17 protein-coding genes and 1 pseudogene are annotated in these 13,935 nt (G+C 50.4%); 8 read left to right on the forward strand and 10 right to left on the reverse strand.

Features of this window, described 5'->3' with window-relative positions:
* Positions 1 to 181 (forward strand): ATP-binding protein (locus BM258_RS23700; RefSeq protein WP_175528232.1); only part of this gene is annotated, 181 nt, incomplete at its 5' end.
* Between the two features lie 234 nt (positions 182 to 415).
* Positions 416 to 1,303: a hypothetical protein gene (locus BM258_RS23705; RefSeq protein ID WP_090075717.1), complete on the forward strand. Its 888-nt coding sequence runs from the start codon at positions 416 to 418 to the stop codon at positions 1,301 to 1,303.
* 171 nt (positions 1,304 to 1,474) lie between these two features.
* Here BM258_RS23705 and BM258_RS23710 read toward each other — a convergent pair whose 3' ends face one another.
* Entirely contained in the window at positions 1,475 to 1,795 is a 321-nt protein-coding gene (locus BM258_RS23710; RefSeq protein ID WP_139229381.1) for a hypothetical protein, read from the reverse strand.
* Between the two features lie 131 nt (positions 1,796 to 1,926).
* On the opposite strand from BM258_RS23710, the gene BM258_RS23715 reads away from it, so the two are divergent.
* Positions 1,927 to 2,484 (forward strand): hypothetical protein, encoded by a 558-nt coding sequence (locus tag BM258_RS23715; protein ID WP_090075719.1) that lies wholly within the window; start codon positions 1,927 to 1,929, stop codon positions 2,482 to 2,484.
* A 32-nt stretch (positions 2,485 to 2,516) separates the two neighbouring features.
* Positions 2,517 to 3,017: a YbjQ family protein gene (locus tag BM258_RS23720; RefSeq protein ID WP_090075720.1), complete on the forward strand. Its 501-nt coding sequence runs from the start codon at positions 2,517 to 2,519 to the stop codon at positions 3,015 to 3,017.
* A gap of 275 nt (positions 3,018 to 3,292) precedes the next feature.
* Here BM258_RS23720 and BM258_RS23725 read toward each other — a convergent pair whose 3' ends face one another.
* The 3 genes from BM258_RS23725 to BM258_RS23735 form a co-directional block, all read right to left on the reverse strand.
* On the reverse strand, positions 3,293 to 3,649 hold the full coding sequence (locus BM258_RS23725) for a type II toxin-antitoxin system RelE/ParE family toxin (protein ID WP_342029366.1): 357 nt from the start codon (positions 3,647 to 3,649) through the stop codon (positions 3,293 to 3,295).
* Positions 3,577 to 3,855: a type II toxin-antitoxin system ParD family antitoxin gene (locus tag BM258_RS23730; RefSeq protein ID WP_090075722.1), complete on the reverse strand. Its 279-nt coding sequence runs from the start codon at positions 3,853 to 3,855 to the stop codon at positions 3,577 to 3,579. Before BM258_RS23730 ends, BM258_RS23725 begins: the two co-directional genes overlap by 73 nt.
* Positions 3,856 to 3,966: 111 nt before the next feature.
* A complete protein-coding gene (locus BM258_RS23735) occupies positions 3,967 to 4,512 on the reverse strand; it encodes a recombinase family protein (RefSeq protein WP_090075723.1) in 546 nt (181 codons plus the stop codon).
* 241 nt (positions 4,513 to 4,753) lie between these two features.
* Here BM258_RS23735 and BM258_RS23740 point away from each other — a divergent pair, with 241 nt between their 5' ends.
* The 3 genes from BM258_RS23740 (at position 4,754) to BM258_RS23750 (ending at position 6,757) form a co-directional block, all read left to right on the forward strand.
* Positions 4,754 to 5,044, forward strand: a complete 291-nt coding sequence (locus BM258_RS23740) for a type II toxin-antitoxin system TacA family antitoxin (RefSeq protein WP_090075724.1) — start codon at positions 4,754 to 4,756, stop codon at positions 5,042 to 5,044.
* Positions 5,034 to 5,528, forward strand: a complete 495-nt coding sequence (locus BM258_RS23745; RefSeq protein ID WP_090075725.1) for a GNAT family N-acetyltransferase — start codon at positions 5,034 to 5,036, stop codon at positions 5,526 to 5,528. Before BM258_RS23740 ends, BM258_RS23745 begins: the two co-directional genes overlap by 11 nt.
* Before the next feature lie 96 nt (positions 5,529 to 5,624).
* Positions 5,625 to 6,757 (forward strand): IS3 family transposase gene (locus tag BM258_RS23750; protein WP_407062741.1). Its coding sequence is split into 2 segments (ribosomal slippage): positions 5,625 to 5,874 and positions 5,874 to 6,757, totalling 1,134 coding nucleotides; the frame shifts between segments, so codons are not numbered across the junction.
* A gap of 78 nt (positions 6,758 to 6,835) precedes the next feature.
* Here BM258_RS23750 and BM258_RS23755 read toward each other — a convergent pair.
* From BM258_RS23755 to BM258_RS23780, 6 genes and pseudogenes are all read right to left on the reverse strand, one after another.
* Positions 6,836 to 7,030, reverse strand: a pseudogene (locus tag BM258_RS23755) (transposase); the annotation flags it as partial.
* Positions 7,031 to 7,109: 79 nt separating this feature from the next.
* Positions 7,110 to 9,680, reverse strand: coding sequence for a cation:proton antiporter domain-containing protein (locus tag BM258_RS23760; RefSeq protein WP_090075728.1), 2,571 nt, complete (start codon positions 9,678 to 9,680; stop codon positions 7,110 to 7,112).
* A 209-nt stretch (positions 9,681 to 9,889) separates the two neighbouring features.
* Positions 9,890 to 11,131, reverse strand: a complete 1,242-nt coding sequence (locus BM258_RS23765; RefSeq protein WP_090075729.1) for an IS256 family transposase — start codon at positions 11,129 to 11,131, stop codon at positions 9,890 to 9,892.
* Positions 11,132 to 11,489: 358 nt separating this feature from the next.
* On the reverse strand, positions 11,490 to 12,233 hold the full coding sequence (locus BM258_RS23770) for a sulfite exporter TauE/SafE family protein (protein WP_210186871.1): 744 nt from the start codon (positions 12,231 to 12,233) through the stop codon (positions 11,490 to 11,492).
* A 95-nt stretch (positions 12,234 to 12,328) separates the two neighbouring features.
* Positions 12,329 to 12,613 carry a rhodanese-like domain-containing protein gene (locus BM258_RS23775; RefSeq protein WP_210186872.1) on the reverse strand — a complete coding sequence of 95 codons (285 nt, stop codon included), beginning with the start codon at positions 12,611 to 12,613 and terminating at the stop codon, positions 12,329 to 12,331.
* A gap of 4 nt (positions 12,614 to 12,617) precedes the next feature.
* Positions 12,618 to 13,004 carry a rhodanese-like domain-containing protein gene (locus tag BM258_RS23780; RefSeq protein WP_090075730.1) on the reverse strand — a complete coding sequence of 129 codons (387 nt, stop codon included), beginning with the start codon at positions 13,002 to 13,004 and terminating at the stop codon, positions 12,618 to 12,620.
* A 149-nt stretch (positions 13,005 to 13,153) separates the two neighbouring features.
* Between BM258_RS23780 and BM258_RS23785 the strand changes: the two genes are divergently transcribed.
* A complete protein-coding gene (locus BM258_RS23785) occupies positions 13,154 to 13,924 on the forward strand; it encodes an IS6 family transposase (protein ID WP_090075731.1) in 771 nt (256 codons plus the stop codon).
* Positions 13,925 to 13,935: the final 11 nt, after the last annotated feature.

The raw sequence follows: 13,935 nt of genomic DNA on the forward strand, positions 1-13,935 counted from the left end.
TGCCTCGACGCTCATCACCAGCCAACTCCCCATCAGCACATGGCATGATGTCATTGGTGAGCCGACCTTCGCTGATGCCATCCTCGACAGGTTCGTTCACAACGCCTATCGCATCGAACTAGAGGGCCAATCCTTCCGAAAAACTCACGCCAATATGGGTGACGAAACCGGCCAAAACTGATAACAAAAATCAACCGCCTCACGGCAATGCATCAGAGCCGCGCGGATAGCCCGGAATGGGTGCGCGGATGTTGTTGGAATGACTGCGCGGATACGTCGGAATCCGCAAAAGACATCACCCGCACCTTCCCAGCATCCAACACGCGAGCCAATCTACTCGACTCCTCCATCTGTTGAAAGTCCAGCGGCCAGCAACAATCCTACCCATGCGAAGATCTACATACCTCAGGAGGGTATGCAAGAAATTGCCAGTGCTTCGGTCGAGATGTTGACCAGTACCTCGCTAGTTCCATTGCGGGATTTGATAGTAAAAGCGCGCAAACAGAAGGCACAGGTTACATCTGATTTAAAGGAGGCACGCGATGAAGAGGCTAGGCAAAAAGGTGAGCTAAACCATCGCAGAAGGAGCATATTTCGTTGGTTTTATAAAAAGCGAATTGCAGAACTGGAAGAGGCCTTACCCGTTACACAGGGTGAGATCGAAAGGCTGAAAAACTGGGAAGGCAACACCAAAATTGCGGTGACTTTCGTTGCGGAGGAAGCGGCTCAGCGTGCCTACTCATCGATGGTTCGGGCATTCGACAGCTTAACGCGGAGTAGAAAAAAATGGGACATTACCGCTGACAGGTCAACAAACCAGTTTGCTGAGCGGACACTGGCCAATCGAGCTGTTGACCGCTATCTGGTCACCTTTGAGTTCAGTTCAAGTGACCTTATTGAGTTCTCTGGACGGGCAATGCGTTTCGAGAACATAAATGGCGACGACATATTGATTTACCCTGGTGTTGCGGTCATTCCTCGTGCGGATGGAGTATTCGCATTAATCGATATACGCGAACTGAATATTGACATTAAAGGCGTGCAGTTCCACGAGACAGAGGATGTGCCGAATGACACCGAAGTGGTCGGATATACTTGGGCAAAAACGAACAAAGATGGTTCGCCAGATCGACGGTTCAAAGAAAACTACCAGATCCCGATATGTTTGTTTGGCCAAATTGCCTTTTGCTCTCAAACAGGTGTGACTGAGGAGTACATGGTGTCAAACATCAAAGCTGCGCTGGCATTCGTGGAGGCAGTACGAGTCTATCAAACAGCTCTCGCTCAGTCTGACATGCAGTAAGTAACCTCACTATTTAAACCGAGTTATCGGCAACTGCGGCCCTATCCCGACATTCGCCAGCAATTATCGGGGGCAAGTCCACTTCCCCATTGCTGTCATTCGAACGAAATGCAGCATTTTTAGCCGGTGGTAGGTTGTAGGGTTGGCGGACAAAGCTGACTTAGGCAAATTTTAGTATAACAAATTCACTTGAGCACCATATTTGATAGTCAGTACAACCCCTATAACGACACCCAATATACCTAAAATTCCAGAAAGAACCGTTGTAATTATGCTTAATAGCGTTAGCCGAAGTGATGCTCTCCGCGACATTTCAATCTGAACTAAGGCAATCTTCCCTCTGGTGTCTTGCGAAAGGGTGCCGCTTGTATCTCGTTTAACCAAAAAAAACTGCATATCATATTCGGATACAGATTGCATTTTCCAAAGTGCCTTTTTTACCGAGGCCTTATCTGTAGGGTCCATATCTCTATAAATTTCATCGATTTCCACTGGTATCTCTCTCGTTCGATTGAAATTCGCCGGTGAAGAAAAGAATGAACTGTGATAAAGAATGGAGAAAATTGAAATTAAAAGCAAATATAATTTGATTTTAGGTAATTGAAGCGCGGGAGGGAGCTTCAATGGAAAGTACATCATATCAGATTACTCCCGGTTGGCTACCGAACCCTGTTTTTGAAACTGCTCTTGCATTCTTTGAAGCAGCAGAAGCCGAATACGCCAGAGAAACAAAAAAGGTCGGAATTTTTCAATTAAAGCGGTGGTTTGTAGTTCACCATCTCAGTGTCTTGTCAGTAGAGCTATTTCTAAAATCATTTTTCGTAAAAGTTACCTACGGTCCTGTTGCAAGTCCAGATAGCCCTGAAATTGAAGCTTACAAACATGCCTTTCTTGGTCATAAGGCTTCGTTAAAAGAGTTACCTCCGGATGTTGTTACTCTTCTTAAGCGATATTTGCCGCCACATCTGCACGAATTAATGGATGATCTCGATACAAATAAAATTACGCAGGGTAGATACCCTTACGAACAACATGAAGGTAAACAACGTTTTCCCTTTGGCGATGACGGACAGCGTCTTGCTGAACAGTGGTTGTCTCTAGCTAGGGAGCTTTCGAAGTTTCCGGATTTTTATTTCAGCTCCCCTGAATTTGATGACCGAACTCAAATCAAAGGCTCGTAGCTGTCCTTCAATTAACTCGTGGAGAGTAGAAAATGGCAGAATGCAAAGTATGCGGGAAAAGCGGTTTGGGAATTTTTGAAGTTAAAGAGGGCAAATGCCCTGACTGTCGCCGCAAAGAGGAGGAAGAAAAGATCAGCGCTAAAGCCGCAAAACAATCTGAAGCGGCAGAAGCACACAAAAAAGCTTTAGGGCGAGCGCAGTCAATTTGGATCACGACAGAAGCATTCGTGGACAGTCCTGTCAATCGTTTGGGTGTCGTCGCAGGAGAGGCGGTCATCGGCATGGGCCTATTTAAGGATATTGCTGCCAACTTCAGAGATGTTTTTGGAGGACGAAGCAAGGCGGTGCAAGATGCCCTTTCCGACGCTCGCAACATAGCTCTCAATGAAATGAAGCTAGAAGCAGCCACTCTCGGTGCAAATGCGGTGATCGCTGTGGATATTGACTATCATAGTATCAGCACAGGAAGTGGGCTGAACATGATGATTGTCGCCTGTTCCGGAACTGCGGTGGCAGCAGCAGAACAATCATGAATTCTGGCAACGTTGCCGCAATGCAGAACAACAAGACCAATTATGATGTCTTCCGCCTCGATGAATGTGATATCTGTCCCTTAGGATACTTCCGCTCACTACGCAAACGGACCGTTACGGTCAGGATGCGCCTCGAGGTCCCTTGAATGGCCGCTTTAGCCTGAGGTGTCGATGATCTCGCACCTGCACCAAATGGCAACTTTCCGCCCGAATGGTCTGCCCAAGCCCCGATGCGCTCAAAGACACCCTGAATGACGGCTTTCGCCTTCTGTGCCCTATCCAAATTCCTGCGCCTCAACGTCTTGTCGTCCGTGAATGACGCGCAAAACGGTGACCGTGTCTTTATCGGTGCGGAAATATATGCAACGTTTGCGATAGGGAAGAGCCTTCAAGCCTGGACGGATCCAGTCGCGAGGAACGCCGGGGAAGTCAGTGTCGGCAATCCATTGAATTTTGGCTGTTAGGTTGGCAACAAAGGTTGCTGCTGTGCCAGCGTCTTCTTCTTGGGCGATGTAAACGAATATCCCCGTGAGGTCATCTTGCGCTTTGGGGGCAAGAACTAATCTTTTTGGGCTAATCGCACCATCCCCCGCTTGATAATGTCTTCTGTCAGGCTTTTGGGGGTTGCGTATTCGATACCTTTGCCTGCTGCAATTTCAGCGTCTGCTGCATCAACTAATGCACGGGCTTCTGCAAGGCGTGTCTCATAGTCCTCAAGCATTCTCAAGCCTGCTCGCACAACCTCGCTGGCATTATTGAAACGTCCTTCTTCTATCTGTTGGGCAATGAAGGCGTCATAGCGATCACCGACGATAAAAGACCGTTTGGTATTTGGCATAGTTCAATCCCTTCGGCTAAAGACATTATAGCTCAAGGTAAGAACTATTCCTACCGATTTCTTGGGATATGCAACTACTCGGATTGCTCCCTTTCCGAAAGGGGGCGGCTTCTAATCAGTCAGCACCTTATAGACCGTCGAGCGACCGATCTTCAGACGGTTGGCAATCTCGGTTGCGCCGACGCCTTGAGCATGGAGAGAGCGAACGGCCTTACGGTCCACGCTTGGCTTGCGACCAAATCGAACGCCCTTGGCCTTCGCTTCCAGCCGCCCCTCATTGGTGCGTTCCAGAATTCTTTGCCGTTCAGCATCGGCCACTGCCGATAAGATGGTGACGACCATCTTTCCCATCGTTCCTTCGGTGCTGATGCCATCATCCAGAAATCGGATCGAAACACCCATCGCGTCAAATTCCTTAATGAGCGTGATCATGTCTTCGGTGTTGCGCCCGAGGCGATCCAGCTTCTTGATCAGAATGACATCGCCTTCCTCGACCTTGAGGCGGAGCAGCTCAAGTCCGGATCGATTGAGGTTGGAGCCCGTCGCCTTGTCGGAGAAAATTCGGTCTTTCCGAACGCCGGCCTCTTTGAGTGTCTTCAACTGGACATCAAGGGACTGTTGGGAGGTCGAAACCCGCGCATAGCCGAACAGACGCATAATACTGTCTCCTAAATCGATTAATAGACGGCATGTCTATTAATGATGCGATTTCCGATTTAAGAGACATGTTATAGGCACCGATAGGCGCTGTCTACTATGTTATAAATTTATGGACTGCGTCGATGACTTCATGAAAAGACTTTGAACGAGAGTGTCCACATATAACGCATGGAAAGATAGCTATTGACTGTGGGTACGTTTGTGGGTATTTTGTGCTATCGGTAGTGAGGACTTGGTTATGAGCACGAATGTAGCAAAAGATGATACCCTAAAATTCAGAATGGATGCCGCAACGGCTGAGCTCATGGAGCGTGCACGCGCCTACGTCAACCTCGACAAGAGCAAGTTCGTCCGTCATTGTATTCGGGAAAAGGCCGAGGCCATTTTGGCTGAACACGAGAAGACAGTGTTTACGCAAGACGATTGGCTGACATTCTTTGATATGATTGACAATCCTCCCGCACCAACAGAGCGCATGAAAAAAGCGGCAGAAAAATACAAAGAAATTACCGCCTCTCATGCTGTTTGAACATCTCAATCCAAAACGGCATGATCGGAAGACCTTCGATTGTGGTATCGAAGCGTTGAACCTTTATCTGCAAAGAGGGGCAAATCAGGACCAACGACGCAGCTTGACAAGAGTCTATGTCTTGGCAGATGGCGAACAAGTTATTGGCTACTATTCAATCAGCGCGCATTCTGTTCTACGGGATAATCTGCCGGTTGACATCAAGCTTGCTAGTTACAAAGATGTTCCGTTCTTGTTACTCGGGCGGCTAGCTGTCGATAGAAATTTCCAAGGACAGGGCTTTGGAGACGCGTTAATTCTTCACGCATTCAAGACCACGTTGGAAGCCTCAGAGAAAGTCGGTATCTTGGGGATGGCGGTTGAAGCCAAGAATGAAGCAGCGGCATCTTTTTATGAAGGGTTCGGCTTTGTTCGTCTAAAAGGTACAAGAAACAGGTTGGTTCTACCACTCTCTTCCATGGACGCTCTAGTAGGAATGCGTTGAGCTATGTGCGCACTACTGGTGCGTCAATTTTGCTCTCTGAATTGCCCCTAGAATTGTAGACACCTTGTCCCCTAAAAATGAGGCAAGGAGACTACGATGGCCCATACCCAATTCACTGAAGAGTTTAAGATTGAAGCAGTCAGGCAGATCACCGAACGCGGCTACTCTGTTGCAGAGGTGTCGGAGCGGCTTGGTGTCAGCAGCCACTCGCTTTATGCGTGGAAGAAGCGATATGGCAAGCCCAACTCCGAGATCAAGGCGACCGATGCGCAAGCCGCCGAGATTAGACGCCTGAAGCAGGAACTGGCTCGGGTTACCGAGGAGCGCGACATCTTAAAAAAAGCAACGGCGTACTTCGCAAAGGATGCAAAATGAAGTACGCCTTCATTGCTCAGCATCGGCCGGAGTTTTCTATTCGTGCCATGTGCCGGTGCTTGTCCATCCATCCCAGTGGTTTCTATTCTTGGCTGAAGCAGCCCTTGAGCAACAGAGCACTTGAAGACCAGAGGCAAACGGATCTGATCCGACAAGTTTGGGATGATAGTGGTAAAGTCTATGGCTATCGCAAGATCCATGATGATCTTCTGGACATGGGAGAGAGCAGCTGCCCCAACCGTGTTGCCCGGCTGGCCAGTTTGGCAGGAATCAGGGCTCAAATTGGCTATAAACGAAAGCCTGGCAAACATGGTGGCAAGCCGTCCCTTGTGGTCGACAATCGCTTGAACAGGCAATTTGAAACCGATGCTCCCAACATCACCTGGGTGACAGACATTACCTATATCAAAACCCAGGAGGGCTTTGCCTATCTGGCTGTCGTGATTGACCTCTTCTCCCGTAAGGTTGTCGGATGGTCATTGCGTCAGCGACAAGCAACTGATGTTGTTTTGCAAGCTCTGCTGATGGCGGTGTGGAGACGCAAGCCCAAACAGAAGGTTCTGATCCATTCCGATCAAGGCTCACAATTCACAAGTATTGATTGGGCCGCATTCCTTCGTCAGCACAATTTGGAACACAGCATGAGCAGGCGTGGAAACTGCCATGACAATGCTGTTGCTGAAAGCTTTTTCAACCTGCTCAAGAGAGAACGCATCCGGCGTCGAGTGTACAAAACAAGAGCTGATGCGAGGCGAGACATCTTCGACTACATCGAAATGTTCTACAATCCAAAACGCAAACACGCTACAAATGGGATGCTCTCGCCAGCCGAATACGAGCGACAGAAAATTTGAAGCCCCAAGGTGTCTACAATTCTAGGGGCAATTCAATGCGTCGATTTCAACCAAGCCCCGAGCAATCTCTGCATCATTACCCTGATGCTCGGTTTCCTTGCCCTTTGAAAAGCCTGACGCCATATTCTCAATCGCCGTTCGCTTCCAAGCGCTGATCATGTTGGGATGGACATCATACTTCTTCGACAGCTCTGAAAGCGTCAATTCTTCGCGGATTGCTTCAAGCGCAACCTTGGCCTTGAAGTCGGCAGAGTAGCGTTTTCTCTTCGTCATTTCGGATCGTCTTTCTGTTCAGGCGATCCACCTTAACACATGGTCCAAAATTCCTGGGACCTGCTCTCCTGTATGTTGATCAACGGCTCTTATTGCTTGCTGGTAGGCCTGCCATGAGCCCTCGGACCTTGACCGCCAACCTCTCTTCATTCAACTCCAGATCGGTTTCCGTCAGTTTGATGCCGGTCTTTTCGCAGCTTAGCAAAACGGCATCCCTGATCGCTTCCTCCGATTTCACAAGTTTCATGAGCCTTTTGGTATTCAGTGAAAAAAGAATGCAATAGCCAACAGCAGACACTTTGATTGCCAGCTTCTTGCGCGCCAGCGCCGGGAGCTGACCGAACATCTCGCCACGGCCAAGTCGGATCTTCCGCCCATCAAAAGCGAGAATGACAATTCCGGCAGCAACAAACCAGACGTCCTTGCCCGAGAGCTCCCGCCTGACAAGCTTTTGGCCGGGAACCGCGTATATCATCTTGAGACCTCGCGCCAATGCCTTTCGCTGCTTTTCTCCCAGCTCGGCAAAAGCGGGAAAGTCATTGATGATCTTTGTGCGCTGTTGTTTCAGGTCAAGTATCGGCCGCTCAATGAGCCGTAGGCGGCGCTTCTCGATTTGCACATTGAGGTCGGTTTGCAGTTCGAGCCCTATGAGTCCATCTTCCGATAAGGCATCATATTCGCGCTTCTCGAGCTGCAATGTGGTTCTACGAATGAGGCGGCGTTCAAGGCCTTCGGCATATCCGGGGAACTGCAATCGAAGAATTTCCAGTTCTTGCGTTGTCTCATCTACCCTGCGGGTAAGAAACTCGTGCAGCAGCTCAGCAACCCTGCGCCCATGGATGCGTCGAATTTTGTCATCAATAAACTGATTCAGCCTTGGCAAGACCAAGCCAAGCGACACCAGAATATCAAACCGTGTCTCGATCAGCTGGGCAAGCGGCCGCGTAATACCGAAATAGTTATGCAGCAGCATTGCAACTCGGAATTTCGGGCCAACCCGATAGGCCCTGCGGGCCGCATCCCTGTATCCGCTTCGCCCCTTGGTGTGGGTTGCCTCAATGATGTAATCCGCTTCCAGCAACAGACGCTCGGCGAGATCTGCGGAAATGATCTGCTCCTTGTAGGCTTCAAGAATGGTGTCGCGCTCATGAGCTGCCAGCGCAACCAGACCAAGGGTGATCCTGTCCCTATCACTGATCTGAGTGACCTTCTCGGCCGAGATCACAGCCTGATCAAGCCGCTCGGCAAAGCTCTTGGCCTCATCGCGGACGATCTCGTGGGTCAATTCCAGACTGCGTGCCGTCTCGGCAACCCGTTCACGCACGGTTTGCAGGGCAACGGCGATCACCTGATTGCTGAGAGCGACATCCAGAGAGCTCAACCGGTCCAGTCCCAGTTTGGTGATTGCCCAGCGCAGGGTAGTGCCTTGCACGATCAGGGTGAAGAGGGTGAAGCCCGTGGCAAGGATACCGACCTGATGTTTGACTTCGTCGGGGATGAAGCGGTTCTCGGTGACCGCCAGAGCCAGAGCCAGCGTGACAGCTCCCCGCAAGCCGCCCCACAGGATGGCGCCACAGTAGCGAGGCTCGATCCGGGGGGAAAGCTTGACCACGGCGAGAAGCGGCAGAAGACCGAACAGAATGACTGCGCGCGCGGCGAGGGCCGCAATCACGACAACGCCAATCAGTACGATATCGAAAGGGATGAAATTGGAAAGAAGACGCGGGATGAAAATGGCTGCCAGAATAAAGATGAGCGACCCGGCCCAATGCGAAAGAAGCTCCCAGGTGTCTCGCAATTGCTTGTTAAATGAAGGCGTGAACTTTGAAGTCATGTGCAGGTTGATCGTCAGGCCGGCCGCGACAACGCCAATGACTCCCGAAGCGGATATCTGTTCTGCCAACAGATATGTCAGCGACGGCACGGCAAGGGAGACGGAAATCTGGCCCTTCGGATAGACAGCCATTCGGGCGATGATCCAGACTGCGATCCAGCCGAGAACAAAGCCTGCAGCAGCTCCACCGGCAATGATCCATGGGAAGCCAAGCAGTGCTTCGCCGATGTCGGGATTGTTTTCGTTCAGAGTTACGAATGCCAGAAACAGAGAGAAAAATGCAATTGCTGCCGCATCGTTCAGTAGGCTCTCGCCCTCAACGATCCTGGCCAGTCGCTGGGGAGAAGACGTTCCCTTGAAAATAGAGACAACGGCTGACGGATCGGTCGTGGACACGATTGCTCCGATCAACAGACAGGCCGCAAGAGATAAGTCGGTCACAAAGAAATTGAGCAAAAAGCCAACCGCCAACATCGCCACCACAACCGCGACAATGGCAAGGATCAGGATCGGTACCCAATCGTCAAGCATTCGCCGGATGTCGATGTTGAGGGCCACCTGAAACACGAGGAGGGGCAGCAGCGCCGTCAGGAAGACACTGGATCTCACAGGCAGAGTAAGGATCGTGAGAGCAAACGGATTGAGTGCATCCGTGAGATCGGTCTGCCACAAAAACGCGGCCCCTACGCCAATCGCAATTCCCATTCCGGCAAGAATGACCGAGTAGGGCAGCCGTAAGCGTGCTGCCAATGGCTCACTGACACCAATGACGAAGAAGATGCTGACAGAAACAGCGATCAGAATGGAAAAATCCATAATTAGGTCTCATATATAAGAGCCTGGCCGAAAAATAGTTGAGTGATGTCAGCGGTTCGTGATGCACCGTCTTTACGGATCAGATGACCTGGACAGATATCACTCGGCAGGAGCATAGCCGAAAATCGGATAGGTATCCAAGCGATTTGACGGACGGGGAGTGTCAGAAGGTCTGTGTATCTGGCCTGGCCATGCGGTTTCAGACTTGATCACGCATTGAAGCGATCCTCGAACATGATAGCGAACTGGTTTCTTGCTGCAAACCATTCTCTGACATTTCTGCCTCCTTTTTCAAAATTGCGAATGGCCAAGTAGATCAGCTTGGTCGCGGCGGCCTCAGTCGGGAATGAGCCTCGCGTTTTAATGGTCTTGCGGATTACCCTATTCAGGCTCTCGATCCTTGCCCGGCAGGCAATTGCTTGCAATCGCTGAGAGGGGGCATTGGTCGTATAGATGATCTTCCGGATGGCCGGATCGAAGGCAAAGAAGGGAATAATCTCCTGCCATGCCCTGCGCCAGGCCGGAGCAATCGAGGGATATTTGTCCATCCATTTTTCCTCGAAGTGATCCAGTTCCTCAGCTGCCAGATCCGCAGTCGGGGCGCTGTAAATCAACCTCAGATCGGCCGCCACGCCTTTGCGATCCTTCCACGAACAAAAATTCAGCGAATGACGGACCAGATGCACGATGCAGGTCTGCACCATAGTGTCCGGAAAGGCGGCTGTGATGGCTTGGGGAAAGCCCTTGAGCCCATCAACCACGGCGATGAGAATGTCCTCGACGCCCCGGTTCTTCAGCTCATTCATCACCAAGAGCCAGAATTTGGCCCCTTCATTGTCGGCGATCCAAAGGCCCAGAACCTCGCGGACGCCATCCCTTGATATCCCAAGAGCCACATAAACGGCCTTGTTCTTGACCATGCGGCTGTCGCTATCCCGGATCTTGACACGCAGCGCATCGAAAATCACTATAGGATAGAGACGCTCAAGTCCACGCACCTGCCAATCCTTCACCTCGTCTAGGACCGCATCCGTCACCCGACTGATCAGATCAGGGGAAACTTGAAGGCCATAAACATCCTCAAGATGGGATCGGATATCCCGAACAGAAAGACCGGCGATAATCTTGTCATCCATGCCGTCAATCCGGGTCTGGCCTTTTCTGACCAGCTCAGGCTCGAAACTGCCATCACGGTCGCGGGGGACAGAGATCGGTAATTCTCCATCCTGGCTCTTGAGCCGCTTCTTTGATGTACCATTGCGACGATTGGACTGATCAACTGGTGCGTCATGGCCCGCTTCATAGCCAAGATGGGCGCCCAACTCAGCACCAAGCATCCGCTCCATCAACTTGATCTTGAGTTCCTTCATCAGCCCTGCATCGCCAAGCAGATCTTCAGGCCGCTCGCAATCCTTCAGAAGCTCGTCCAGCACTTCCTTTGATATCGTCATAATCCTTGCTCCTTATTCGAAGCATGGACCAAATCTCAAATACACAAAAGACCGGACACTCTCGACGGACGCGGAGTGAGCACTACTGGAGCCATTGTTGCCTCCGGCCAAGTCAGGCGGGCGTCCCAGAACAACCGACTTGCGTGATACACCTGCGATTTCTTCTATCTTTATACCGCCCATCATGGGGTAGAGCATGATGAACTAGCACAGGGGATAGAAAGGTTGAAGAGATTTTCCCCAGTCATGGAAAAAACCGACAGCCAATCCTGCCAGAACTTTCATGAGCAACTGTTGGATCATTTGTTTATTTGTGAATTTAAACAGCGACATTTGAACACCTCCACATGTGAGGTCATTAGAACAAAAGCTTCCAGAGCATCTTTGCAGCCATTAAGAGCAACAGCACGGCTATGAGCTTTTTTATGTGCTTTGCCTCCAACCGATAGTGCATGATCCGCTCACCCAGATACCCGCCAATGACCGCAGAAACTGCGACAACGGCTAATAAGTACCAGTTCATTTCCGTGAATGAGAGGTAAGTCAGAAAAGCCCCAGCAGAGGAGAATGGAATCACGAAACTGATAGCACGGGCTGCCTTTTTGGCATCGTATCCAAGCAGAATGAGAGCCGGCATCATCAGAGCGCCACCACCTACGCCCAGCATCCCGGAAATGACACCCACGCCTCCCCCGATCAAAAATAATGGCCAGGCTCGGTGATAGGTTACGAGGGTATTCCGTTTTGAAAACAGGAGCAAAAGAGCAGCAGAGATGAGGAAGGCAATCAGGAGGCTTTCAATCGCGTCTCGTGCAACAAACTGGCTAAACCAGGCTCCGGTTGGTGTTGCAATCAGGATGGAAACTATGAGAGGCAAGGCAAACTTAACATCAAGAACCCCGCGCCGAAAGTTCATCATAGAGGCAGTGACTGTCGATGCGGTATTGATGAACAGGCCAAGAGATTTTGCCAGATCGATAGTCATTCCCATCATTGAAAAACTGGGCACGAGTGCGATGGCAGAGCCAACCCCTCCCATCGCAAACAGTGTTGAAAGGAGCAATGTCAGCCCGAAATACAGACCATAATCAAAATAGCTCACTTATTTGACTCCAGATCAAAGGATGCTGCGGCTTTTCCCTTTAGCTTATCAACCAGCCCCAGCAATCCTCCGATCAGATATGTTGCATTAAATCCCTAAGCGGCCAAATAGCTCCTTGCTATACCAGAGCGGTCACTCTGCGGGCAAGCGACGACCAGAAGCTTATCGCGCGGAAGTTCTTCAAGTCGCTCGGACAACTCATCTGCCGGAATAGCCAGACCGAAGCCCATTTTCCAAACTCTTGTCTCAGCATTAATGCGGATATCAAGAAGTTCGCATTTTCCTGCTTGCCACTGTTCTAGAAAATCATCCGCGCTGATACGGACTTTACCCATGCTATCAGGGACTGCCTGTTTCAGAAGTGTTTCCAAATTTTCCATTTTTCTATCTTTTCAAACTTGCCCAGTAGTCTCGCGCTTTATCCCCTCGCAGATAGTCAACCAACTTAAGCATCCCTGCTGTTAGGTAGCGGGCGTCATATCCGTTGAGTTTGAGAAAAAGGCGAGCAATCTCAGCTCGATCGTAGTGAGGGCACATCGTGACAATGGTCTTGTCGCGATCTAGTTCATTTAAACGATCAGGCAATTCGTTGAGAGGGATGTGTAGACCGATGCCAACAGACCAAGCTTCATGTTCTTCTTGAAACCGTATGTCGATCAACTGAATCTCGCCCTTTACGTAGCGATCCAAGAGTTCATCCAGTCCGATCTTCATTGCAAGCCGCTCGTCATAGTCGAAAGAGCGCAAGTAATCGCCTAAATTGTTTTCCATATAAGTTCTCTTTGAAATAGGCGCAACAAAGCCTCGCCAGAATTGCGATCAGTCAAAATTCGTATGCTATTGGAATTCGGAGAAATTCGGCTCTGTTGCAAAAAATTAGATCATCTGCTTCAGAGTGATGTTTTCAGCGGGAGCAGGGCATGCATACGCACTTCAAGTGGCGCCATTTTCAGGGTGATGTGATCTTATGGGCAGTCCGGTGGTATTGCCGGTACGGTATAAGCTATCGGGATCTGGAGCAAATGATGACAGAGCGTGGCGTTCCCGTGGATCACTCAACGATCTATCGCTGGGTTCAGAAATATGCCCCTGAAATCGAACGTCGACTGCGCTGGCAGTGGCATTCGCCTCGTTCTTCCAGCTGGCGGGTTGATGAAACGTACATCAAGGTGCGGGGAAAGTGGGCCTATCTCTATCGAGCGGTAGACAAGTTCGGCAACACGATCGATTTCTATCTCTCGGCGACCCGGAATGCCAAGGCAGCGAAGCGGTTTCTGTCCAAGACGTTGAGGCGTGTCAAGAAATGGCAGAAACCAGCCATCATCAACACTGACAGGGCTGCGCCTTATGGGGTCGCTCTCGCTGAGTTGAAGAAGGAAGGTAAGTGCCCGAAAGATACCGTCCACCGCCAGGTGAAGTATCTCAACAATGTTGTCGAGGCCGATCATGGCAAGTTGAAGCAATTGATCAGGCCTGTTCGTGGGTTCAAAACGATGAAAACAGCGTATGCGACCATCAAGGGATTTGAGGTTATGCGCGCCTTGAGAAAGGGGCAGGCCAATCATTTCAATCTCTCAAATGACATCCTTGGAGAAGCTCGGATTGTCGAGCGGGCCTTTGGTGTTGGTCCGGGAGCTATAGCAGAGGCTATCACTCTGCTCGAGAAAAGAGCATCGAGCTCTATGGCCTAAGTGGCAGCCGG

The organism is Cohaesibacter marisflavi (assembly GCF_900115225.1).
In the GTDB taxonomy this organism is placed as follows: Bacteria; Pseudomonadota; Alphaproteobacteria; order Rhizobiales; family Cohaesibacteraceae; genus Cohaesibacter; species Cohaesibacter marisflavi.

Coding starts and splice junctions, on each gene's coding strand:
- BM258_RS23760 (WP_090075728.1), bottom strand. CDS start 9,680: ATGGATTTTTCCATTCTGATCGCTGTTTCTGTCAGCATCTTCTTCGTC.
- BM258_RS23715 (WP_090075719.1), top strand. CDS start 1,927: ATGGAAAGTACATCATATCAGATTACTCCCGGTTGGCTACCGAACCCT.
- BM258_RS23780 (WP_090075730.1), bottom strand. CDS start 13,004: ATGGAAAACAATTTAGGCGATTACTTGCGCTCTTTCGACTATGACGAG.
- BM258_RS23730 (WP_090075722.1), bottom strand. CDS start 3,855: ATGCCAAATACCAAACGGTCTTTTATCGTCGGTGATCGCTATGACGCC.
- BM258_RS23720 (WP_090075720.1), top strand. CDS start 2,517: ATGGCAGAATGCAAAGTATGCGGGAAAAGCGGTTTGGGAATTTTTGAA.
- BM258_RS23785 (WP_090075731.1), top strand. CDS start 13,154: ATGCATACGCACTTCAAGTGGCGCCATTTTCAGGGTGATGTGATCTTA.
- BM258_RS23745 (WP_090075725.1), top strand. CDS start 5,034: ATGCTGTTTGAACATCTCAATCCAAAACGGCATGATCGGAAGACCTTC.
- BM258_RS23775 (WP_210186872.1), bottom strand. CDS start 12,613: ATGGAAAATTTGGAAACACTTCTGAAACAGGCAGTCCCTGATAGCATG.
- BM258_RS23705 (WP_090075717.1), top strand. CDS start 416: ATGCAAGAAATTGCCAGTGCTTCGGTCGAGATGTTGACCAGTACCTCG.
- BM258_RS23740 (WP_090075724.1), top strand. CDS start 4,754: ATGAGCACGAATGTAGCAAAAGATGATACCCTAAAATTCAGAATGGAT.
- BM258_RS23735 (WP_090075723.1), bottom strand. CDS start 4,512: ATGCGTCTGTTCGGCTATGCGCGGGTTTCGACCTCCCAACAGTCCCTT.
- BM258_RS23765 (WP_090075729.1), bottom strand. CDS start 11,131: ATGACGATATCAAAGGAAGTGCTGGACGAGCTTCTGAAGGATTGCGAG.